Source organism: Paenibacillus borealis, assembly GCF_000758665.1.
In the GTDB taxonomy this organism is placed as follows: domain Bacteria; phylum Bacillota; class Bacilli; order Paenibacillales; family Paenibacillaceae; genus Paenibacillus_AQ; species Paenibacillus_AQ borealis.
Map to the genome: position 1 here is coordinate 6829597 of NZ_CP009285.1, position 23246 is coordinate 6852842.

The window sequence follows — 23246 nt, forward strand, 5'->3', positions numbered from 1 at the left end:
CTTTACCTTGGTTTAAGCAGTTTAGAACTCCACTTATATAAGCGCTTTCATAGATTCAAGATAAGCGTACCTTTTACCGAAACCGGTTGCAATTATACAAATCAACGATTTTATGCAGAAAATAAGGATTAACTTATTTTCGCAGCAAAAGCCCGGTCCTTCATCATCTAACGGATAAAAATAGATTCTCCTAAAGCAAGTACAAAATCACCCACAGTAGCACATTGTATTCGATTTTTCGCATACATTTGGCCTGATAACCCTCACGGAAGCACATTGTATTCGATTTTTCGCATACATTTGGTCCTCCTTTGGCCCGTCTTCCGGGGGTTCATTGGGATTCCTGAAGAAATTTATTGGTCCACAACTGAGATTATCATCATTTTCGAATCAATCAAAAAACCGGCCCCATGGGGCCGGTCTCTGTTCATTGCCGCTTCAGCCTATTTATAATGACGGTTCCTCATCCTTGAGCGCATCCAGAATCTGTCCGGCCAGCTTCTCACCAATAGACAGAACACGGAAATCTTCCACAGAAGCTTCCTTGATCTTCTTCAGCGAGCCGAAATGCTTCAGCAGCGACTTCCGGCGTTTCTCCCCGATTCCCGGAACCGAATCCAGCTTCGAGGTGACCATCGATTTGCCGCGCTGTTCGCGGTGGAACGTAATCGCGAACCGGTGAACCTCATCCTGAATCCGCTGCAGGAGATAGAACTCCTGGCTGTCCCGTGCCAGCGACACCGGTTCGGCGGAATCCCCGACCAGCAGATGCGCCGTTCTGTGCTTATCGTCCTTGACGATACCGCAGACCGGAATGAACAGACCCAGCTCATTCTGCAGGATATCGATCGCCGAGGAGATCTGGCCTTTGCCTCCGTCGACCACGATCAGGTCAGGCTGAGGCAGATTCTCCTTAAGCACCCGTTCATACCGGCGGCGGATGACCTCACGCATCGTCTCATAATCATCCGGCCCCTGCACAGTGCGGACCTTATATTTACGGTACTCTTTGCGGGCAGGCTTGCCGTCAATGAACACAACCATCGCCGAGACCGGATTCGTACCCTGAATATTCGAGTTATCGAAAGCTTCAATCCGGTTAAGCGATTCAAGCCCCAAGCTCTGCCCCAGACTGCTCGCGGCGCCGGAGGTGCGCTCCTCATCCCGCTCAATCAGGCGGAACTTCTCATCCAGTGCTACCCGGCTGTTCTGGCAGGCCATGCCGACCATCTGCTTCTTGAGCCCGCGCTGCGGCACAAGTACCTTGACGCCCAGCCATTCCTGCAGCGCTGCCGCCCCTCCGGCCGCATCCACAGTTCCTTCTGCAGCCGCTTCCTGCTCCGCCTCCTGCTGCGGTGGCGCTGCAGCTTCCGCGCTATCCTCCGCATCCAGCGCTGCCAGCATTTCCTTACTGCCCAGCATGCCTGCAGCAGTCTGTAAGCCCGTTACCACAGCACCTGTTCCGGCCTCAGGCATGAGCGCTTTAACTGCTCCGTCACTCAGCATATCCGGCAGCAGAATCTCCTGCGGCAATGCCGGGTTATCACTGTAATACTGCGTCACATAGGACATGAAATCACTGTACGCTTCCCCGTAGAACGGAAAAGCCGACGAGTGGCGCTGAATCATTTTACCCTGACGCATATACAGGATCTGGACACACATCCAGCCCTTATCGACCGCATAACCGAACACATCCCGGTCCTTGGTATCAACCGTGTTGATCTTCTGCTTCTCCATCAGCGCATCAATGTGAATAATCTGGTCCCGCAGTTCCTTAGCCCGTTCGAAATACAGCTCTTCGGCGGCCTCCTGCATCTTCTTCTGCAGATCCTTCTTCACCGCCTCGTGGCCCCCGTTGAGGAAGGACGTGATGCTCTGGGTAATCTCCTCGTAAGCAGACTTAGGCACTTCCTTCTCGCAGGGAGCCAGACACTGCCCCATGTGATAATACAGGCAGACCTCCTTCGGCATTACCCCGCATTTGCGCAGCGGATACATCCGGTCAAGCAGCTTCTTCGTCTGCTGGGCTGCATATCCATTCGGATACGGGCCGAAATATTTAGCTTTATCTTTCAGCACCCGCCGCGTGACCTCAAGGCGCGGATGCGCTTCATTCGTTATTTTCAAATATGGAAAAGTCTTGTCATCCTTCAGCAGCACGTTGTAACGCGGCATATGCTTCTTGATCAGATTACACTCCAGAATGAGTGCTTCCATATTGCTCGAGGTGACGATATATTCGAAATCAACAATATTGGCGACAAGCCGCTGTGTCTTGCCGTTGTGGCTGCCGGTGAAATAAGAGCGCACGCGGTTCTTCAGCACTTTGGCCTTGCCCACATAAATAATCGTACCCTCATCATTCTTCATCAGATAGCAGCCGGGCAGATCAGGCAGCAGCGCCAGTTTGTTGCGGATATTATCCATATAATTCATGAGTTCTCCCCCACCTGTTACTACACTGTTATAAGGTAAGTTTAGAATAGAATGTACTACAGATTCAAGCCTAACTATAGAACACCCGTTTCTATTTGACACACAAAGCGCCTTCGGATGACCGAAGGCGCTTTGTGTGAAGGGGCCGCGAGGCCCCGGATACAGCAGATTTAATCTTTATTGATGTTTAGCTACGATATTCTTAAGGGAATCCTTGGAGTTCAGTCCTACGACTTTGTCCACAGGCTGGCCGTCTTTGAAGAAAATCAGAGTAGGAATACTCATGACTCCAAAACGGGAAGCCGTCTCAGGATTCTCATCTACGTTCAATTTAGCAATTTTTACGCCGTCTCCCAGCTCGGTGGACAATTCCTCCAGAATAGGGGCAAGCATTTTGCAAGGGCCGCACCAAGGTGCCCAGAAGTCTACTACTACAGTACCTTGACCTTCCACTTCATTAACGAAGGATTGGTCAGACACGTTCACGATAGCCATGATATTGTTCCTCCTCAAAAGTTTTGTGAGCATCTGCTTCCTGAAACAGTATCGTACAAAGCCACTCCGGAAGCATAAGCTTAATTGTACGAAATAAGATCCGCTTCTATAGCGTGAGCCAAGCCGGCGAAAATTACTCCGAGAATATAGCGGGATAAAATGCTTCATGTAATATGATAACCAAATTACCATTTACCGACACATCAACAGTATAACATAAATACAATGCATTTGTTATATGTTTTATAAAATTATATTGTATAAAATCCATTTAACCTAATGTTTAACTTCATCGTCCGGGAGGTTCCGGATATCCCGAAATATTCGAATCCAAGCTTGTCATATAAGCGGACGGCCGCCTGATTCTCCGGATCTACACTAAGAGAAACCGATGGGTATCCATCGGATACGGCTTGCTGTATGATGGCCTCCATAAGTCTGATTCCCAAGCCCCGCTTTCTATAGCCGGGCCGTATAGCGACACCTAATTCCGGGGTTTCAGCATCCACGAATCCATAGCCTTGGTTTGTCTCATCAAACAGTCTGTACCAGGCAGCACCTGCGGGCTGATTGTCAATCAGAGCGATTAGCGCCCTATCACCTTCTTTTCCCCAATTCTCGTTGTACTTCACGATATCCGGTGAACACAGCAGCTCACTTCTGGAGGGCTTCCCTTGTACAATACTGATTGACTCATAATGCATATCCATTAGAAAATCGTATTCCTGCAGTTCCATAGGTCTTATACTTATCATCGAATCACCTCTTTGCATCTCATACAAGGCCAGGCGCCGATCTTATCTTTACATCTTCCCGGCAAGTTCGTATACTTGAAGAAAGCGCATTAATTGTCAATGACTTCTCTCACATGTATAACTGTAACTTACTTTGCACAGTCATGCAACAGCAAGGAGGAAGAAACGATGGATGTCAACGCGCAAGTCCGTGACCCGCGGGAGCATATCAACGAAGAGCCCCGTAATGACTTAGGCGACTTAATGGCCGGCTTCTTTGGAATGACAGGATTTATGACCGTGGTTTTCTTCGGGATGGTTATCATCAAGTTTATTATGTCCGAATAAAGCTGCGGGCAGCAGAGCAACAGCGAAGTTTACGCAAAAGCTAGACGCATACGGAGAACTCATACCAAACAGCGGCGGGGCCAGGGACTTCAATGTCCGGGTTCCGCCGCTGTTTGTGTGCGGGCAGAGCACCTTTTGTTTCTGCTGAGAGTCAATTTTAAGCAAGCTAACGGACACCAGAGCCCCCTATATACGGTTATCCCCCTCCGATTGACCTGCAGCAAGAAGAATAGGGGCGGTACGGTCCGTTAGCCCGGCTTAATGTAACCTTTCGGTACAATAAAGACCATACAGTCCGTAAGCATAACTGGCAAGCGGCATTTCATGGTCAAGTAACGCAGCAATCGGCTCCAATCCTGCACCAAATACAACATTTTCTTCGCTAAAGCGGCCCAAATCGAAAATTGTTGTATGAAAGGCAACATTCCACTCCCTCTAAGCAGTTGAGCGCGACAATTGCTGTATTTCATACAACAATCCTCACGGACACCCAGTTCTTGTGCGTCCAAGTTGCATTCCTTACAACATTTAGGCCTCTTAAGCAACAAAAGACGGAGCACTCATAACCCCGCAGCCAGCTAAGCAGCAGGAGTATAAAGGCTCCGTCCAGTTATACATATGATACAGGGTAATTTATCTTACCGTTCCCCGTTGATTGTCCCCATGGAGCGGAATTACATCCACAAAAGGGGCAATCCGGTCCATCAGCCTCTGGCCTTTGTAGACCTCTTCGCCGTCCTTGCTGGTCATGCTCAGATGCTTCTCCAGCCCGTCCAGCGGATAGTTCGAGGTATAGAAGGTCGGCTTGCGGTTCATCCGGTAATTCAGGATCGCACCCAGCACATGGTCACGGGCCCAGGGATTCAGATTCTCGGCGCCGATATCGTCAAAAATGAGCAGATCGCAGTTTTTCATCGTATCTACCATTTCCTTAAGCTTCTGATTGTCCATCATAATTAACTTCAATTCCTCAATGAAGTCCGGCATGTACACAATCACGCCGCTGTAACCGGCAATTGCAAGCTCATGGAGCAGATAGCACATCAGGAAGGTCTTGCCTGTCCCGAAGCTACCCTGCAGATAGATCCCGCGCGAAGTCAGGCCCTCGGCCCGCACAGTCGCAATGTAATCAAATATCCGGTTCACGGCACTGGCCCGCCGGGGGTCCTTGCCCATAATGTCCATCTCATCATATCCGCCGTTCAGCACCCGTTCATCCACATAGAAGCTGCGGATCCGCTTGCGGATGTTATCCTGATTATCCTGCGCGATCTTCAGCTTGCAGGGTGTCTTCCGCTCATATAAATCCGGTATGCCGTTCACCGTCTCCACTGTAAGCTTGCTGTAGTGCCCCTGGAAATCATTCGGACAATTCGCAAGGCCCGGACAGTTCTTGCAGTGGCGGTCCTCCTCGACATACTGGTACAGGCGGCTTAAGTGCAGCCGCAGCCGTGACTCATCCAGCTCGGGATGATCAGCCTGAAGCTGCTTGACCAGGGGATTATTAAACAGTCCCTGCTCCAGATCACGGGAGCGCTGGCGCAGAGCGGAATTGTTCATCGAACGCAGCACTTCGCCCATAGACTCCATCGCCGCACCTCGCTTTCTTTAGGGCGTTCTTAAGACGCCCTTTTTCTTACTGGCCTTAATCTCGGCCGCTTTCTTCATCATCGCCGCGAATTCCTCATCCGATACGGTTCCGGCACTGCCGTCATCCAGCACAATCGGGATCTCCGGCTTGCCGGAACGTCCGGTGTTCTTCGTATATGAACGCTGGCGTGTCCCTGCCGCGCCAGTGCCGGTAGAGCCGGAAGCTGCACCTTTGCCCTTCACCTTGGACTGGTCGCGGATATAACGCACAGCCTTCTCGTAAGTATTCACCTGCTTGACCAGCATGTTGGAGGCAATGGCCTCCACGAAATTGCGGTTCATCCGCTGATCACCTCCGGAGGCCACCATCGTCATCAGGTAGTGGATCAGCACATTGATTACTTCTCCGTTCAGCTTGTAATTCAGATCAATCTTCTCGAAGATATCCATCAGCTGCCCCGGAACTGCCCCGGGGAAGAACGTCTGCAGCAGACGTGTATAAGGTTCGTTGCGCAGCATCATATTATATTGGTGAATGTCGCATTTGGACATAAATTGCGGAGGCACTTCTACATAGAATTCCATTTCGACAGACTGCTCCACCGGCGCGCCGGAAGGATCACTCTCATCAGCCGCAGCAGAGCGCAGCGACACCACCTTGGCAGCGGCAATCTCACGTTTCTCCTGGCGCTTCATATCCTGGCGGAAATGCTGGCTGGCCTTGTACTGCAGCGTATCCAGAATCACCTCGCCATCCGGCGTGAAGACATCATCCTCGTCCAGCAGGCGGCATACATCCTGCGGGCCGAGCTCGTACTTGCGGGCCACATAATTAATAACACCCATCTGGTTATGATCAAAACGCAGCTTCTCTACATGCGCACGGTTAACCGATTCACGCGGGAACCGCAGAATGATGTCGCTGTAGCCGATATTAGGCTCGCCTTCAACAGTTCCCGGCTGGCGTACAGTAGCTACCTCGGCCAGCGCCTGCTCCAGCTCGTAATCAATGACATGTGTATTCAGCTCAAAAATATCATAAAAGGGCAGTGAAATATTCTCTTTGCCAATCGACCGCCGGCTCCATTCCTCCGGTTCGCGGTTCCAGAACTGCTCGCGCAGCGACAATACGGCAAATTTGCCGATCTTATCCCTGAGCAGCAGCGTTAAATGCTGGGTCGCAAAAAATTCCGACGGCGACAGCGGCGGCATTAACTCGTACTCATACATATAATCATCGTTCTCCGCGGCATAAATCCGGCAGGTCTGCAGCAGCCCCACCGCTTCCAGCCGGGAAGCCTGGTCAACTAAATATTTGCGGCCCTTCTCATTAGGTTCCACGCCCAGGGTCATAAAGAGCCTGCGCTGCTGCTCCACACCGGAGTAACCGATAGATTCAGCCGGAATATGCTCGAACAGCAGTCTGTACAGGCTGATGGCAAAAGCGCCGACCATCGGCTGATAGACCGAACCGAGCATTCGTCCATCCACATGGCTTAGACCGAATTCGCGGGAAACGCAGTACCGATGATGTTCGGTGAAATGATGCAGGTTGCTCATACGCATCTGCGGAAAACCTCCCCCTCTTCTATACGAATTCATATAGATTTCTATTCTATCACAAAACACCCGGCCGGAAATGTAAAAAAAGGCCCAAAAAAGCTGCTTTTCCCCCTATTATCGACAGCTTTGTAACACTTGCTGATTCTAGCGGAAAAGATAAGAAAAAACGGCTTCCCCTTAGTTTTGAAGGAGATCAGCCGTTTGTTGTCTTGCCTGCTCTGCACATTCCTCAGAACATTTTGTATCCGCCGAGCCGCAGCTTCTGAATGGTCCAGCCGCTCAGTACAGCACCGGCAAGGCCGGCTATACCGGTCAGATAGTCGACTACATGAAACGTAGAGAGATGCTCCCATAGCGACATGGAGCTCCGGTCCCAGATGGAGTAGACCACCACGGGAAGAATGACGATTACGAACAGGTACGCGGGAAACCAGGTAGTCTTCATTAACATGTTAAGGATAAAGCCAATGCCAAACATCATGACAAAGAACAAAACGGCCAGAACAAACACTGGAATGAATCCCATCGTACCGCCATCCCCTCTCTCTATAAAGAACCGCACACCAAACCTTATTTAATAGTAAGTTTACTAGAAAAAATGTAGCGAAGCAATGAACATTATCGTCCAGTCGGTTGAGAAGAGCGTAAATAGCGGCAGCAGAGTTTGCTCTTGGCCGTTCGCATGCGATACAATGCAAATAGTAAATGGAAACGGCTGCAGCGTCTTCATAAGAACGTTGCACGTTTCGTTTGGAAATATGTTTATACATATTAAACGTATGCAAACCTTAAAGGAGTGAGAACATGAACGAAGCCGCTTTGACACTGGAAGGCTGGTATGCCCTGCATGACTTCCGCTCTCTCGATTGGACTGCCTGGACGGCAGCCGATGATGAAGAACGCGCCGTTGCCCTGGAGGAGCTGCATGCTTTCATGCAGGAATGGGGGCCCGTGGAAGAAGCCAAGGAAGGCAGCTCCACCGTGTATTCCATCGTTGGCCAGAAGGCTGATTTCGTGATGATGTTTCTGCGCGAAAGCCTGGAAGCATTGAATGCGCTTGAGACTGCTTTTAACAAAATCGCCTTTGCCCAATATACTACCAAAGCCTATTCATATGTAAGTATTGTTGAACTCAGCAACTACGCCGCAGGAGGAACTGCGGGAGACGGCAGCGATCCGATGCTGAATCCGCATGTCGCCGCCCGGCTGAAGCCTATTCTGCCGCAAGCGAAGCATATCTGCTTCTATCCGATGAACAAGAAACGCGAGCTTGCGGACAACTGGTACATGCTCGATATGGACAAACGCCGTGAGCTCATGCATTCGCATGGTCTGATCGGCCGCGGATATGCCGGCAAGGTGAAGCAGATCATCTCCGGCTCCGTCGGATTCGATGACTGGGAATGGGGCGTGACCCTGTTCGCTGAAGATGCCCTGCAGTTCAAGAAGCTGGTCTATGAGATGCGCTTTGATGAAGTGAGTGCCCGCTACGGTGAGTTCGGCCCCTTCTATGTCGGCAATCTGCTGACTGAGGAATCGTTCGAAGAGATGCTGAAGCTCTAAAACAGAGAATAACCAACAGTAAATAAAGGGAAGTCTTCCTCACAGGAAAGCTTCCCTTTATTTGGATTTTCGCTATAGTAACAAGAAACTAGCTTATGACGATGCTGTCTAATAAACGCAAATAGACCGCCCCCCGCGAAGGTAAGCGGTCTATTTGTCGTGTTTGCCCGAGGCCAACCGCCCTTAGAAGCGGCTATTGCAACGGAGAGCCGTGTTAGCGCACGGCTCTCTTTGCATTGAACGTCTTTTCTACCTTAAAATCACTTATGCTGAAGGTTCCTTGTCGTCCTCATCTTCCTCGTCCCCGTCCCGCAGACTCTCCAGATATTCAGCCGTCGCCCGGTCACGGGCGCGGCCCTTATCCTTCAGACGCTCTATGGCCGGGAGAATAAGAATGTCGATTTCCTTCTGGATATTGTAAGCCAGATCATAACGGGTCTGATCCTCAAGATAGGACCCCACCTCGATCAGAGCATTGTAGCGGTCCAGCTCCTCACGCGTCAATAGTCCGCGAACTTGTACGCTGCAATGGCGCATCTTAGAGGAATCTTCCTTTCTTGAGTACCAGCGGAATACCGCCGATAATTAACAGGTAGCGCATGTCCACAACCTTCTTCAGCTGCGCTGCTGTCCAGCCCTTATATGTCTTATCGCCCACTACTGCAATGCCCTGGCCTTTGCCCAGCGAGGCTACGGTGCCTTTGTTGCTGAAAGCAAATTTCTTCGGCTGCTGGCTGCGGATAGCCGCCACAAGATTATGCGCACAGCATTCTCCCTGCTGCATCGCAATCTGTGCCGTTGGCGGGTATGGACGTCCTTCCGGATTAATCATGAGGGAACCGTCACCGATGATGAAAATATTCTCATGTCCCGGTGCACGCAGATATTCATCTACCTTCACACGTCCGCGCATAGCTTCAAAGCCGGCAGCTTCAATCAGACGGTTGCCGCGGATTCCGCCGGTCCATACGATCGTGGAAGCTTTAATTTCTTCACCGGTTGCGAGGATGACACCGCCAGGCAGGCATTCCTTGATCGCTACGCCGAACTTGAAGGTTACCCCCTTCTTCGTAAGCACGGTCATGGCATGCTCGACAAGCTCCGGGGCAAAGCCCGGCAGCGCTGTAGGTGCAGCTTCTACATTATAAATGTTGACCATGCTTGGATCGACATCATATTCTTTGCACAGCGCCGGAATCCGGTCTGCCAGCTCAGCCACAAACTCAATGCCGCTGAAGCCCGCGCCGCCCACAACAAAGTTAATATGCTCTTGTGCATTATTCTCATTCTTGTATTTGGCAAACTGATACTCAATATGTTCACGGATCAGCCGCACGGAGTTAATGCTGCGGATGGTCAGCGCATATTTGTCGAGTCCCGGAATTCCGAAGGTTTCAGGCTCGCCGCCAAGTGCGATTACGAGATAATCATACGAGAGCGTCCCGTCTTCCAGAATAACCTTCTTCTGCTGGGTGCGGATCTCCTGTACGGAAGATTTAACAAGATCGATCTTAAATTCATCGATAAGCTTGGAGATGGATACGCGGGTATGCTCGATGCTGTCCGTTCCTGCTGCTGGCATATGCAGATGGGTCGTGAAATAATGATACTCATGGCGGTTCACCAGGGTTACATCCGCTTCATTATAATTCAAAGCTTTCTGCAGCCGCTGGGCGGTCAAGATACCTCCATATCCCGCGCCTAGGATAACGATTTTGGGAATACTGCTCATGTTCCGGCTCCTTCCAACAGGTGAATCTGTCTATGTGTTATTTTTTGTAAAAAAAATCAGGTTTCTTTTGTGAATTTATACACTTAAATTCAGAAGAATTTCCAATAAAACTTAAAGGATTTCTAAAATAACCATATCCATTGTAAACCTTAGTATCGTTTTAATCAAATACAATCATACAACAAAATGTCACATTTTTCAGTGAAATCAAAGCCTTTGCAGCGGGGTGCCACAATGTTTATAATGAGTAAGTACGCTAGTATGGCAATTTGAAACTATCAACTCGGAGGTGTAATATTACGTGACACTAGAGCAATCCGTTCCTATGAGCGATCTCATCATCATAGGCGGGGGACCAGCCGGTATGTTTGCCGCTTTTTACGGCGGTATGCGCCAGGCTTCGGTAACACTTATTGAAAGTATGCCCCAATTGGGGGGGCAGCTTGCTGCTCTTTATCCCGAAAAATATATTTACGACGTAGCCGGTTTTCCTAAGATCACCGGACAGGAGCTGGTGGATAACCTTTCACGGCAGATGGAGCTGTTCCAGTCTGACATCCGTCTGGAAGAAAAGGTTGTATCTGTTGTGAAGCAGGACGAACGCCACTTCGTCGTCACCACCGATAAAGCGGAATATCACAGCAAAGCTATTATCGTCACAGCAGGTGTAGGCGCATTTGAGCCGCGGCGTTTGGAAGTGCCTGATGCGCAGCGTTTCGAGAAAGCCAATCTGCATTATTTTGTAAGCGATTTGAATGCTTATAAAGGCAAGAAGGTGCTGATCAGCGGCGGCGGCGATTCTGCCGTGGACTGGGCGCTTATGCTTGAACCGATCGCGGAGCAGGTAACCCTGATTCACCGCCGGGATAAATTCCGCGCACATGAGCACAGCGTCGAGAATCTGATGGCCTCTAAGGTTAACGTCATTACGCCATCTGAGATCACTGAGCTGCATGGTGATGAGTTTATTACCAAAGTAACCTTGTCCCATATCAAGACCAAAGAAACCCAGGAAATCGAAGTGGACAGTGTAATTGTCAATTTCGGCTTTGTGTCCTCACTGGGACCGATTGCTGAATGGGGAATTGAGATTGACGGCAACTCCATTGTGGTAGACTCCCGCATGGAGACCAGTATTCCGGGTATCTTCGCCGCAGGCGATATCACCACGTATCCGGGCAAGCTGAAGCTGATTGCTGTAGGCTTCGGAGAAGCGCCGACTGCTGTGAATAACGCTAAGGTGTATATTGATCCGGATGCGAAGCTGTCCCCGGGACACAGCAGTAATCTCAAACTCTAGAATTTCGTATAACCTAAAACCTACAATAAAAGGGTATCCTTTCAGGTTGATTCCACCTCAACTTGAAAAGATACCCTATTCTGTGTTACTTGCGGTTTGATTAATTCTGGGTGCTGTAAAGGTATACTCTGATCTTTAGTGAAGAACCGCATGGACTGGAGAGTGTAAGTTCCGTTTGCGAATTTCAGCGAGTAGCAGAGCGATGAAATCATGCTCCAATTGCAGCTCTATCGCTCTATGATAAGAGTCCAGCAGCATCTCATCCGACAATTCAACCATAACGTTCACCTACCTTTCCTTTATTTGGATCTGAATCTATCATAGCAAACTATCATTATTCGAACAAGCGTTCTCATTATCCACAAGCTACTGTGGAGATCCTGTGCATAATATGTTAGTAAGGGTTGTAATGTCAGATACTGCACGGTGGACTATGGGGATAATAGTTATGCACAGGGCAGATATCCCGCTTATCCTTAAAAATAATTTTTAGAATGTTCATAATTGGCTGGGATATTTATGTTCATATTACCTCGGAATTGACACGACTAAACGCAATATTAGCTTATTAATGTATTTATCGTCAATTATTAAAATTTTTTTAATCAATATTCGGTTATTTTGGTCTTGTATTTACTTCCAGAATCCATATTTTCCCCCGCTGATCCACAGCATAATCGAAGCCCAGCTCACCGATGCCGGGGAAATGCCGCTCCAGCAGCTCAATGCAGACTAAAGTCAGCCGGCGCATCTCCGCTTTCTTCGCAGAGGTCCGGACTCTCGGCAGCGACCGGCTCAGGCCCTGACGGCAGCTGAGCATCGTTCCCCCTTTACAGAGGTTAGTAACGAACAATCCGGGCCTTGCTACTCTGCCTACCATGGAGCGGAATTCCCAGTGATCGCCGTTCTTCACCACTTTGACCCGGTAATCAATCGGACGACCGGAAATCCGGGCCAGGGAAATGCCTTGCTGGATCAAATATCTCCGTTTTACTTTGAAGCGGTCCAGCGCGTACCTCATCGAAGCGAAGTCACGATATATACGTGTATTATGCATATACGTGAAGCCATAACCCCGGTGATCCCGGAATACCTTGATCACCCCGTAGCCGCCGCCGCCAACAACCGGCTTAATCACAACATTCCCGTATCTTCCCAGCATCGCTAACAATCCGGCAGCACTATATTCCCGTGTTCTCGGAATGTAACCGGCAACCCGTGAATCGCTAAGCAACGCCGCGGTCTTCAGCAACTTGCTTGCCAGTTCTCTCCCCGCCATTATTTCGCCCTCTCCTTTCGAATTCCCAGCCTACCCTATAGATTACTCACGAAAGACCGCACCCTCCTGTATGATTGTCCGTGGTAAAGGAGGCCACAGCAAAAAAGGGCATATAGCCGCAGGGGCCTTATGTCCCGGTATTCCGCTTATTCCAAAGCTGGAATATTCTTAAAATTCGTTGTATTATAGCCTGGAGGGGAGGGTTTCCTAATGGCACAGTTTTTCGAAATCCTGTATTGGTTTGCGATGATCGGCATGTCTGTTGTACTGGCTGGAACCACGATTCTCGTCTGCGCGCTGGGCTTCAAATTCATCAAAGACCGCCGCAGAGCTCTTGGCGCCGGCTGTATCGCCTTTTCCCTGGGGGCCGCTGCCCTGATCGTGTTCATGATTAATTTCAAATTTATCATTCCGGCCTGAAGCAAAGCTCCCGGCAGCTATGGCAAAAGACAATCGTTGAGCAGATTGCCTTCTATCATTGCTGCCTTTGAGCGTAATCACGTTCACATAGCTCATAGATTTGCCTGAGATACTATATTCTATGAAACTTTGAAGGGTTGGCCTGTGCAGATGGACAGCTTGATTAGCTGAAAAAGCACTCGAATACCGCGCTGATTTCCCCTCCAGAAACACCTCAACATGAGCATTCTCTAAATCCTCAGCCAGCCTTCACCGCCTGTATGAATATACCTCCTGGCTTCAACATGCTTATCTCCCTCTGGATTTGCTTTATTAGGCATCCATAATTTCACATTATCATCATTTTACACAATATACCTTAAATGGTTCTATGTTAAGATTAGTAGCGTGAATACTCGAAAAAGGAGATTTTAATGTGTCGAAACCTGTATACGGCAAACAAGCGGCTCCGTCCAAAATGAGCGAAAAGAATTCCGGGCCCGCGTGGGCGCTCTGCATTGCCTTCATCCTGTTCCTGGGCTGGGCCCCATTTCAGGTTGGATTGTTCAACGGAATGAGAGTTGAATTCGAGAAGCCTATTTATGTGGCTGCCTTGCTGAGCGGTCTGCTCCTGCTGGTCTGTGTTGTCCTGTACTTTAAGACCTTCAAGCTGGACGAGCAGCGCGATCTGCTCACCTTAGCCGCAATTCTGCTCCCGTTAACTTACGCCTTATCCCTGTGGGGCGCCGCTTCGCATTATATGGCGATGAACATGCTGTTCACCCAATTCACTTATGCCGCAGTTTTCATTACCAGCGTGTATCTGCTCAGGCAAAAGCAGCTGAATAATGTTATCCAGCTGGGAATACTCGCAATCGCTTATCTGATCGTCGGTTTCGGTCTATTGAACTGGCTGGGAAGCTGGAAGCTCGCCGGCAGTCTCGTAGGCTGGTTCTCGGATACTGTGGTCAACGGCAAGTATACTGAAGCGGTGATGACCGATTCGAACGGGCTTCGCCTGACTTCCATTTTCCAGTATGCCAATACATATGCAGCGTTCCTGATGGCTTTTCTGTTCGTTGCCTTATTCGCACTGATCCGTTCCCGGAAATGGTACGGACAGCTGATGCACGGGTTTATGCTGGTTCCATTTATAGTCTCGCTGCTGCTTACCTTATCCCGCGGCGGTCTGGTCCTAATGCCCGTGGTATTCATTATCCTGCTGCTCTTCCTGAAGCCTGTGCAGCAGCTTCTCTGGATTATCAATCTCGCCATTGCCGGCGTATTATCTCTGCTGATCACGAATCCGGTGACCAGACTGGGCCTGGAGCTGAATACCGCCTTCACTTCCACGGCAGCCCTGCATGGCTGGGGTTACCTGCTGGGTGCGTCCGCCTGTACTGCCGCGCTTTGCTGGGTTGTCCAGCATTACTTAGCCCCTTGGCTGAGCCGCAAGCTCGGCAGCATAGAATCACGCCGCTGGAGCGGAGCATGGATTCCTGTGGTGTCTGTCGCAGGTGTCTTGATTATCGCCTTCCTGTTCATCGGGACCAGCGCGCGCAATATTCTGCCGGCGAATATCGGTACCCGGCTGGAGAATATCAACTTCAAGCAGCACAGTGTACTCGAACGTTTCACATTTTATAAAGATGCCATGAAGGTGGTCAAAGATTATCCGGTACTTGGCACCGGAGGCGGGGGCTGGGCATCACTCTATGAGCATTACCAGAACAACCCTTACCTGAGCCGCCAGGTCCACAACTTTTTCCTGCAATACCTGATTGAAGTGGGCATTCTCGGCTTCATCGTGTTCATGGGCTTCATCCTGTTCATTTTCTATAAATATATCAGGGGATACCTGAAGCGCGACAATGACGATTACAACAACGGTTTCTTTTATCTCATTATCGCGTTGTCGATTCTGGTTCACAGCCTGCTTGATTTCAATATGAGTTATGCGTTTATGGGGATTATGGTTTTCCTCGGGCTGGGAGGGATGACTGTTGTCATGGAGAGCAGACCGCTCCGCCTCCGGTGGAACAAGCTGTGGATCAGAGCCGGGTATTTCGGGCTGCTGGGAATCGGTACCGGGTATCTGCTGTTCCTGTCCTTGGGGTATATCAGTTCCAGCTCTGAAGCCTATGCAGCCAAGAAGCTGGTCAACGTCAGCCAATCTTATGATGAGATCAAAGCCCCTCTGGTGCAAGCACTCAAAACCCGCCCGAATCATCCCGAATCGGCGGCATATCTGTCCATGCTGGATCAGCAGGTATTTACGCAAACGCAGAATGAACAGTTTCTGGACGAATCCTATGCTGTGTTAACCCGCGCACTTGAAGGTGAGCCCTATAACAAAGATCTGCTGTCCCAGCTGGCGAAATACTATGATCTGAAGGGCCAGAGTGAAGAGTCTCTACAGGTCTACCAAGATAATGCGGACAAGTTCATGTGGGATATTAACTGGTATGATCATCTGATCAGCCGGGCCTCCCTCCTTGGGCTGCAGGCATATGCCAAGCAAGATGAGGCAGGGAAACAGAAGTATTTCGATAGTGCCCTGGCTTCTTACAAACATATAACGGACGGCATTGAGCATTTGAAGACTCTTCCGCCCGAGCAGCTTCAGGGCCGTGAATTCTTCGTTACCTCAACGATTGCTCTGAATGCAGGGCGAATCCAATCCCTGTCCGGAGATGGGGAAGCTGCTGGGGCAACGGTGAAGCAAGGCTTCATCAATGGTTACGAAGACTTGACGGATGCCGGTACACTCTGGACAACAGATTGGTACAGCGGAGTGATCAGCCGTTCCCAGGAGTTAGGCGCCGCAGCACTGAAACGGGCACTGGATGCTTATGCACTGGGCCAGACGGATCTGGGGGATCAGGAGACGGTTAATAAGGAGCGGTATTTCAAAACCGGGCTGGATGCTTATGCCCATGCAGCTGCGGATGAAGAATGGTTCAGCGCCCTTCCGGCTGAAGAGCAGCAGGGACGGGGAGCAATGATTACTTCGGCTATGCTGCTGAACGCCGGTAAGATCCAATATTTGTCGAAACAATTCCAGGCCGCCGCAGCAACACTGCAGCAAGGGCTGAACGAGGATTATAACGATGCCGTCAACCGGGAAACGGCCCGCTGGTATCTCGCTGTATTGCAGAGAACGCAGAGTGCTCAGGATCAGGCGGTGTATGACAAGCTGATTGCAGCGGATCCGGAAGAAGCAGTCAAGATTAACGAGGTTGCCGTTATGCCGCTCTAACTGTACTGTTGCCAAATTAGAGAACAGCAAATAGCGCCTGCCTGCCGGCAGAGCGCTTTTTGCTGTGTCCGGGTGGAGTAAGCGGGCTCAGCCGCGTGCCGCCATATACTCGTCCTTCAGGATGGAATACTGGTAAGAGTCCAGCCATTTTCCTTTATGCCGCATATGTTCTCTTAGATGCCCTTCGTATAACATTCCTATTCTATGCATGACTCTGGCAGAGCCGGTATTCTCCGGACGGCAGGTCGCGTAGATCCGGTGAAGATTAAGGTCATTGAAGCCCCATTCCAGCAGCGCAGCGGCTGCTTCACTTGCAATTCCTTGTCCCCAATACAACCGGTTATAGCAATAACCGATTTCTCCCTGCCCTTCTCCGCTGATATGTATCCCGCAGCCGCCTACCAGTACATTCTCCTGCTTCAGAACGACTGCGTACTCGAACCCCTGGCGCGGCTCCTGCTGTTGCATATCCAGGGTCAGCCGGATATAGCTCCGGGTATCCTTCAGTGAGTTGGGTCCCCAAATCATATACTTGGCCACTGCCGGATCAGAGGCATATTCATGCACCTGCTCAACATCCTCTGATATGAACTCCCGGATCAGCAGCCGGTTTGTTTCAAACTGCATGCTTGGTCACATCCTTAACAAATTTCAGCATCTAGTCAAACAACCCTCGTCCAATCAGGTTAGCCGTAACCGGCTGCTTCCCGATCTCCCGTGACCATACAGACAGCTGGCCGATATGGTGGATCTCATGGGCAATCAGATGCCGCATGACTTCGCCGTATTTGTGGGGTTCGTGTTCCCCTTCATCCGTGATATCAATCATAATGCAGTCTTCCAGACTATCATTCCAGTCATAGACAAACGGAGCGAGCTCCTCATGGCAGCGGGCAGAGAACTCCTGTACTAACTGCAAGCTGGCCACTTCCTCGAATGGAGGAATCTCAATCTCTTTCTCTTGTATCCCGCCACAGATCCAGCCATACTCGACGGTCACAATGTGATACAGCGTAGGAAGAATGTATCCTATGCCTCCAGTGCGTAATTTCATCAGCTCTTCCCCGTCCACCGTCTCACACCAGTCGAACCAGTCTTTGCGCACTTGCCAGTTATACTCGAATAGCTTCAACATGCCGTTGCCTCCAATACTCGTAAATTTCATTACCCCTACTATTCATGATTCGCGGTATTCCTCTGTTATCCTCCCTCGTAAACCAAGTGTCATTAACTCATATCCTCTCTCTCCTCCGCTATATCCGGCGGTTTGTGAAGTATTGATTATAGCTGTACTTTTCACAGGTAACGTATAATCTCGTAGATCAGACTTTTACATTGATCAAATCGTTCCAATAAGGAGAGGTTTTAATCATTGTGAGAAAATCAAAACGCTTGTCAGCCATGTTTGTAATCTTCCTGCTCCTGTTTTCGTCTATTCCATTATCCCTGTCTGCAGAGGAAGTGACTGATTCTTCCGGTGGAGATAATGGTTCAGAGCAAGTAAGCCAAGAAGAACATGCCGATCCGGGATCCTGGGCGTTTAGCGCCTTCGGGTCAAATACAAGTCCGGATAAGAACCCCGAACCTGTTGTAGAGAATCCAGCCACAGTAACGATGACTACTTACGGCGGTAAGATCTCAGCCAGCGATGAGGGATTATCCTTTTATTACAAAGAACTTCCCGTTAACACGAACTTTGAGCTCCAAGCCAAAGCTACAGTGACTTTATTTAACAGCAGATCCGGCGTCAGCACACCTAATCAGAAATCCTTCGGTCTTATGCTTAGGGATACCATTGGAGCGAATGGGGATTCCCGCACAACCACCTCCAATTATGCTGCGGTCGGTGCATTGGATGTAGTGATGAAGGGCTTTTATAAGAATAAAGCTACCCAAGTGAAGCTGACCCCGTTTAGCGGAATCAATGCCCCTGCTGCGGGAGAAACCTATAATCTCAGCATCAAAAAATCAGGCAATACTTATCTGCTTAGCATCGGTGAGCAAACTCAAATTGTAACACTCGATGATACATTCACGGATACCATCTTTGCCGGAATTTATGTGGCCAGAGATGCGGATGTAACCTTCAGTGAGGTAGACATCAAGGTCGAGACCAAAAGTGTATCCAGCCTGATTGCTGATACAAGCGGGATGACCAAAACCTCCTATCTGGTGGGTGAACCTCTTGATCTGACCGGACTGGCCGTTAAGGCTGTCTTTTCCGATAGCAGTGAAGCCGTTTTGTCTTCTGCAGATTATATTGTTACCGGCTTTGATAGCAGTAAGGCTGGAGAGAATACGATCAAGATTAATTATAACGGCGCTTCCGCAAGCATCCCGCTGCAGATCATTCCGCTGACAGTGACCTCCTTATCGGTTAAATATGAACCGGCCAAAACGGTCTATTATCCGGGAGATACGTTTGATCCAGAGGGACTTGTGGTCGTCGCTGACTATAATGATCATTACCTGATCACTGAACTGGACAGCAGCCTCTATTCCCTCTCCATTGACGGACAGCCGATTACAGAAGCTTCGCCGCATGTTTTTACGGAGTCAGGCAAATATGAAATTAATATCACCTCCACAGAGACTCCATCCATGGCGGCTGCCTTTAACGTAGAAGTCATTGATGCTGCCCTGTCCAAGCTGGAGATCAGACATGAACCCAAACAAACCGTCTATTACATCGGTGATTCCATCCAATTAGAAGGATTAGCAGTTTATGCCCATTATTCTGATGGCACTCAGATCCGCCTGACCAAAGATGAATATACCGTTTCTCCCCTCAACACCTCGGTACCAGGAGATAAAGAAATCACAGTAACTCATAAAGGATCAACAGCAACCTTCCACGTTAAGGTCAAAATTAAAGAGCTAACCGGTATCGAAGTAACAGGCTATCCGGCAACGACCTTTTTTATAGGCGATAATTTTGACAGCGAGCATCTGATCGTATCGAAAGTGTATGACAACTCGGACCGGGAAGTCCTGAGCGATTTCATCCTCGATAGCGCTAGGTTTGATAACCAAAGGGCCGGAGTATATGAAATCGGGATCCTACCTGCTGATACGTCCATACTGCCGATTACGTATTCAGTCACTGTAAAAGAAAAGATTGAACCCGTCTGGCACAGCATTAATTTCGGGCAATCCACATCAGCTGCTAATAACAAGATGCTTCTACAAGAGGACGGAACGGTAGAGCTGATCGCGCTGGAAGGCGGCGGTAAGGTCACTGAGGACCACGATGGCATTACCTTCTACTACACAGAGCTAGATGCGTCTGAAGATAATTTCGTGTTTTCCGCGGATATTGGTGTGACGGCTTTTGCCAAAACTCCATATGACGGACAAGAATCGTTCGGCATCATGGCGCGGGATGCTATTGGGACGCCAGGAAATTCCAGCGTATTTGCCTCGAATATAGCTGCCATCGGCGGCTACAGCGGCGGTACCAAAAGCGCAATCGGCACCCAGCTGTTTGTCCGGTCCGGCGTCTTGAAGTCTGACGGTACCGGAAGCAAAGGCATTCAGACGATCATGCTGAGGAATGAGCGGCCTGCACCCGGCAACACGGCTCCCGCAGCTTCATATCATCTAACGCTCTCCAAGACGAATAGCGGCTTTACCGGCCAGCTCAACAACGATCAGGGAGCAATTATTTTTGAGCCGGATATTCTTAACGTACAAGACGCCAAAATGTATGTCGGATTCTATGCGGCACGTCTCGCTACGATTAATATCCGCAATATCCAGTTGACGGTGACGTCAGCAGCTACAGATTCTCCTAAAGTTGAACCACCGGCAGCTCCGGTTGCCCCAAGCTTGAGTATTCTATCTCTAAGCAAGACCTCTACACCAGAATATCAAATGATTGTTCGTCCGAATGTCAACGGAACAGTGACGGTGAAGCAAGGTACTAAGGTCATCGCCCAGGATATCGAGGCTAAGGCTGATAAGCGTCTTGCGATTCCGGCGGTACTCGGTGATCAGGGTGATACGAACTTTAGTGTTATATTTTTGCCGGATGATACCCAGTATTTGACCTCTTACGATAAAATCGTCCATAACTTCACAGTAACCCTGAGCAGCTATGGGGATGGAGCCAATATTTATGTATCTCCAGCGGGGACAAGTGCCGGGGATGGAACAGCTGATCTCCCGCTCGATATTGACACCGCCATTGAATATGTCAAGCCCGGTCAGCATATCATCGTGCTTGACGGCCATTATGTGCGGAACTCACCGCTTGTCATTCAGAGGTACAATGATGGAACCGCAGCCGCTAAGAAATACCTGGAGGCGGCACCAGGGGCAAGACCCGTTATCGATTTTGACAAAAAAACCGAAGGCGTGCTGCTCAGCGGGAACTATTGGCATGTGAAGGGACTTGATTTCACCCGCTCGGCGCCCAATACGAAAGGCTTTACGGTTGGGGGTAATTATAACATCGTTGAGAATAGCCGCTTCTATGCAAACGGGGACACAGGCCTTCAAATCAGCCGTACGGACGGAACGGCTCAAGAAATAGCCGAATGGCCATCCTACAACTTAATTCTGAACAGCACCTCCTTCGATAACCGTGATCCGGCCGACAATAATGCAGACGGCTTTGCCGCGAAATTAACTTCAGGTATTGGAAATATTTTCAGAGGATGCTTGGCACATAACAACATTGACGATGGCTGGGACTTGTACACCAAGGCAGGCTCAGGCGCGATCGGTCCAGTACTGATTGAGAATAGCGCAGCCTTCAATAACGGATATTTAACAGACGGAACAATTGGCGCCGGGGACAAGAACGGCTTCAAGCTGGGCGGAGAAGGCATTCACGTCACGCATACGATCCGTAATTCCATCGCCTTCGGAAATGGTGCATATGGCTTTACCAGTAACAGTAATCCGGGTGTAATTGCTATTAACAATATCGGATTTAATAATACACGCGGAAATATGAGCTTCACCACTTATGACCAAATCACTGCAGACTTTAAAATCGACGGCTTTATATCCTACCAGACGGGCAGCATCGGGAAAGACCAGTATCCGCCTGCTTTGGCTGCCGACAATAATTTTATGTATGATGGTACAGCATCAGTTAATAAGTCAGGTAAGCAACTGACAGACGCTAACTTTGCAAGTTTGAATCCGGTGAACTCTTATACGAGGGATGCGGAGGGAAATATCATCTGGGGTGACTTCCTGAAGTTCATTCCTTTTGCGGAGCCGGAACCGGGAACTCAACCAGAGCCAGAACCGGAGCCAGAGATAAGTCCGACACCAAGTCCTTCGGCTACACCGGCTCCCTCTGCCACACCGGGTCCAACGGCTGCACCTGACCCCACGGCTACACCAGGTCCCGCTGCTGTACCAAACACCGGCGGTTCCGGATCAGCCATTGGAGATTCTTCTACGACCGTACTCCTGCTGGATGGCAGCGTCAGAATTGAACTGCCCATAACGGTTGATGCAGGGAAAGCCAGCGCCTTACTGAAGGATTCCTCCCTGCAAAAGTTAATCGCTTTGGCCAAAGCAGATTCAACCGGTATTAAAACTATCCGGATTCAGCTTACAGCAGATGAAGCCAAGGACATTAAAGAATATGAGGTAAGCCTCCCTGCTTCAGCATTTCGCGCAGGAGCTTCTGCCTTGCAGATAGAGGTCAGCTCGTCATTGGCCACGATTATGTTACCAGACAGTCTCTTCCCTGCGGCAATGCTCGACGGTGCGAAGGCGGTTACTTTATTCCTAAGAACAGTCGATGCTGAAGGGCAGTTCAAAGGGAAGTTAGGAGACAGCCCGCTAATCGGGTATGAGCTTCGCCTGGATGGAACAAAGCTTCAACTAGACAATCTACAGTCACCCGTACAAATCGGACTTCCGCATTCACCAGCCGTTCCGGCAGCGGGCAATGCCTTTATTGTTGTGTGGCATGTCAATGACAAGGGAATCATCCAACCTGTAGTCAGCGGGGATTATAATGCAGAGAGGCAGCAAGCTATGTTCTCAACCACTTTTCCCTCCGGCCAATATGCAGCGGTCTATAATCACAAGACATTCCAGGATATCTCACATTCACATTGGGCAAAGTCCGCAGTGGAAGTACTCGCTTCCAAGGGCATAATTAACGGTATCTCAGCAACCGAATTCAAACCGGATCAGTCCGTTACACATGCGGATTTCGCACTTTTACTGGTTCGGGCTTTGGGACTGAATGCAGCAGAAGGGGGCGGCTTAGCAGAAGCGTCATCCAATCCTCCGAATGAACCGCTATCCAGACAAGAGATGTTTGTTATGGCGGCTAGAGCCCTAAAGGCTGCCGAAGGCTGGAAACCGGGTACGATACCTGCCTCCGCTTTAGACGGCTTTACGGATCGCCACCTAATTCCCCTTGAAGCGGCCGATGATATTGCAGCACTCACAGCAGCTGGTCTTATTAAGGGAGACGGCCGGCAGCAACTCAATCTAACTGCACACTCAACGCGTGCCGAAGCGGCGATGCTGGTGTACCGGATTCTATTGCGCAAATAAAAGAGACCCCC

The 23246-nt window shown here is 49.7% G+C and carries 18 protein-coding genes; 6 read left to right on the forward strand and 12 right to left on the reverse strand.

The features are described 5' to 3' along the window. Positions 1 to 447: 447 nt before the first annotated feature. The 3 genes from uvrC to PBOR_RS28825 all read right to left on the reverse strand — a co-directional run bounded on the left by uvrC (position 448) and on the right by PBOR_RS28825 (position 3689). Positions 448 to 2439, reverse strand: a complete 1992-nt coding sequence (gene uvrC, locus PBOR_RS28815; RefSeq protein ID WP_042217270.1) for an excinuclease ABC subunit UvrC — start codon at positions 2437 to 2439, stop codon at positions 448 to 450. Positions 2440 to 2616: 177 nt separating this feature from the next. Further along, positions 2617 to 2934: a thioredoxin gene (trxA, locus tag PBOR_RS28820; protein WP_039306971.1), complete on the reverse strand. Its 318-nt coding sequence runs from the start codon at positions 2932 to 2934 to the stop codon at positions 2617 to 2619. Between the two features lie 251 nt (positions 2935 to 3185). Next, positions 3186 to 3689 carry a GNAT family N-acetyltransferase gene (locus tag PBOR_RS28825; RefSeq protein WP_042217272.1) on the reverse strand — a complete coding sequence of 168 codons (504 nt, stop codon included), beginning with the start codon at positions 3687 to 3689 and terminating at the stop codon, positions 3186 to 3188. Between the two features lie 168 nt (positions 3690 to 3857). On the opposite strand from PBOR_RS28825, the gene PBOR_RS36690 reads away from it, so the two are divergent. Further along, positions 3858 to 4016: a YqzM family protein gene (locus PBOR_RS36690; protein ID WP_099052499.1), complete on the forward strand. Its 159-nt coding sequence runs from the start codon at positions 3858 to 3860 to the stop codon at positions 4014 to 4016. 633 nt (positions 4017 to 4649) lie between these two features. On the opposite strand, the gene dnaI is transcribed toward PBOR_RS36690, so the two are convergent. The 3 genes from dnaI to PBOR_RS28840 all read right to left on the reverse strand — a co-directional run bounded on the left by dnaI (position 4650) and on the right by PBOR_RS28840 (position 7695). After that, entirely contained in the window at positions 4650 to 5606 is a 957-nt protein-coding gene (gene dnaI, locus PBOR_RS28830) for a primosomal protein DnaI (RefSeq protein WP_042217273.1), read from the reverse strand. Between the two features lie 18 nt (positions 5607 to 5624). Further along, positions 5625 to 7172: a replication initiation and membrane attachment family protein gene (locus PBOR_RS28835; protein ID WP_042217274.1), complete on the reverse strand. Its 1548-nt coding sequence runs from the start codon at positions 7170 to 7172 to the stop codon at positions 5625 to 5627. A 226-nt stretch (positions 7173 to 7398) separates the two neighbouring features. Further along, the gene (locus tag PBOR_RS28840) at positions 7399 to 7695 is read right to left on the reverse strand and encodes a YuiB family protein (protein WP_039306983.1); all 297 of its coding nucleotides are present in this window, start codon (positions 7693 to 7695) and stop codon (positions 7399 to 7401) included. 278 nt (positions 7696 to 7973) lie between these two features. Between PBOR_RS28840 and hemQ the strand changes: the two genes are divergently transcribed. Next, positions 7974 to 8732, forward strand: coding sequence for a hydrogen peroxide-dependent heme synthase (gene hemQ, locus PBOR_RS28845; RefSeq protein WP_042217276.1), 759 nt, complete (start codon positions 7974 to 7976; stop codon positions 8730 to 8732). A 264-nt stretch (positions 8733 to 8996) separates the two neighbouring features. Here hemQ and PBOR_RS28850 read toward each other — a convergent pair whose 3' ends face one another. Together PBOR_RS28850 and PBOR_RS28855 are read right to left on the reverse strand one after the other, a co-directional pair. Further along, positions 8997 to 9269 carry a hypothetical protein gene (locus tag PBOR_RS28850; protein ID WP_042217278.1) on the reverse strand — a complete coding sequence of 91 codons (273 nt, stop codon included), beginning with the start codon at positions 9267 to 9269 and terminating at the stop codon, positions 8997 to 8999. Between the two features lies 1 nt (position 9270). Continuing rightward, positions 9271 to 10464: an NAD(P)/FAD-dependent oxidoreductase gene (locus PBOR_RS28855; protein WP_039306992.1), complete on the reverse strand. Its 1194-nt coding sequence runs from the start codon at positions 10462 to 10464 to the stop codon at positions 9271 to 9273. 325 nt (positions 10465 to 10789) lie between these two features. Between PBOR_RS28855 and PBOR_RS28860 the strand changes: the two genes are divergently transcribed. Then, on the forward strand, positions 10790 to 11764 hold the full coding sequence (locus PBOR_RS28860) for an NAD(P)/FAD-dependent oxidoreductase (protein WP_042217280.1): 975 nt from the start codon (positions 10790 to 10792) through the stop codon (positions 11762 to 11764). A gap of 135 nt (positions 11765 to 11899) precedes the next feature. Here PBOR_RS28860 and sda read toward each other — a convergent pair whose 3' ends face one another. Together sda and PBOR_RS28870 are read right to left on the reverse strand one after the other, a co-directional pair. Continuing rightward, complete coding sequence (gene sda, locus PBOR_RS28865) at positions 11900 to 12043, reverse strand: sporulation histidine kinase inhibitor Sda (protein ID WP_042217282.1); 144 nt, start codon at positions 12041 to 12043, stop codon at positions 11900 to 11902. Between the two features lie 337 nt (positions 12044 to 12380). Beyond that, complete coding sequence (locus PBOR_RS28870; RefSeq protein WP_042217283.1) at positions 12381 to 13043, reverse strand: YheC/YheD family protein; 663 nt, start codon at positions 13041 to 13043, stop codon at positions 12381 to 12383. Between the two features lie 210 nt (positions 13044 to 13253). On the opposite strand from PBOR_RS28870, the gene PBOR_RS28875 reads away from it, so the two are divergent. Both PBOR_RS28875 and PBOR_RS28880 read left to right on the forward strand, forming a co-directional pair. Further along, complete coding sequence (locus PBOR_RS28875) at positions 13254 to 13463, forward strand: hypothetical protein (RefSeq protein WP_042217285.1); 210 nt, start codon at positions 13254 to 13256, stop codon at positions 13461 to 13463. Positions 13464 to 13878: 415 nt separating this feature from the next. Continuing rightward, the gene (locus PBOR_RS28880; protein WP_042217287.1) at positions 13879 to 16701 is read left to right on the forward strand and encodes an O-antigen ligase family protein; all 2823 of its coding nucleotides are present in this window, start codon (positions 13879 to 13881) and stop codon (positions 16699 to 16701) included. An 87-nt stretch (positions 16702 to 16788) separates the two neighbouring features. On the opposite strand, the gene PBOR_RS28885 is transcribed toward PBOR_RS28880, so the two are convergent. After that, a complete protein-coding gene (locus PBOR_RS28885) occupies positions 16789 to 17328 on the reverse strand; it encodes a GNAT family N-acetyltransferase (protein WP_042217289.1) in 540 nt (179 codons plus the stop codon). A 31-nt stretch (positions 17329 to 17359) separates the two neighbouring features. After that, a complete protein-coding gene (locus PBOR_RS28890) occupies positions 17360 to 17836 on the reverse strand; it encodes a DinB family protein (RefSeq protein ID WP_042217291.1) in 477 nt (158 codons plus the stop codon). Between the two features lie 239 nt (positions 17837 to 18075). Between PBOR_RS28890 and PBOR_RS28895 the strand changes: the two genes are divergently transcribed. Then, positions 18076 to 23235, forward strand: coding sequence for a right-handed parallel beta-helix repeat-containing protein (locus PBOR_RS28895; RefSeq protein ID WP_081972234.1), 5160 nt, complete (start codon positions 18076 to 18078; stop codon positions 23233 to 23235). The last annotated feature ends 11 nt before the right edge of the window (positions 23236 to 23246 follow it).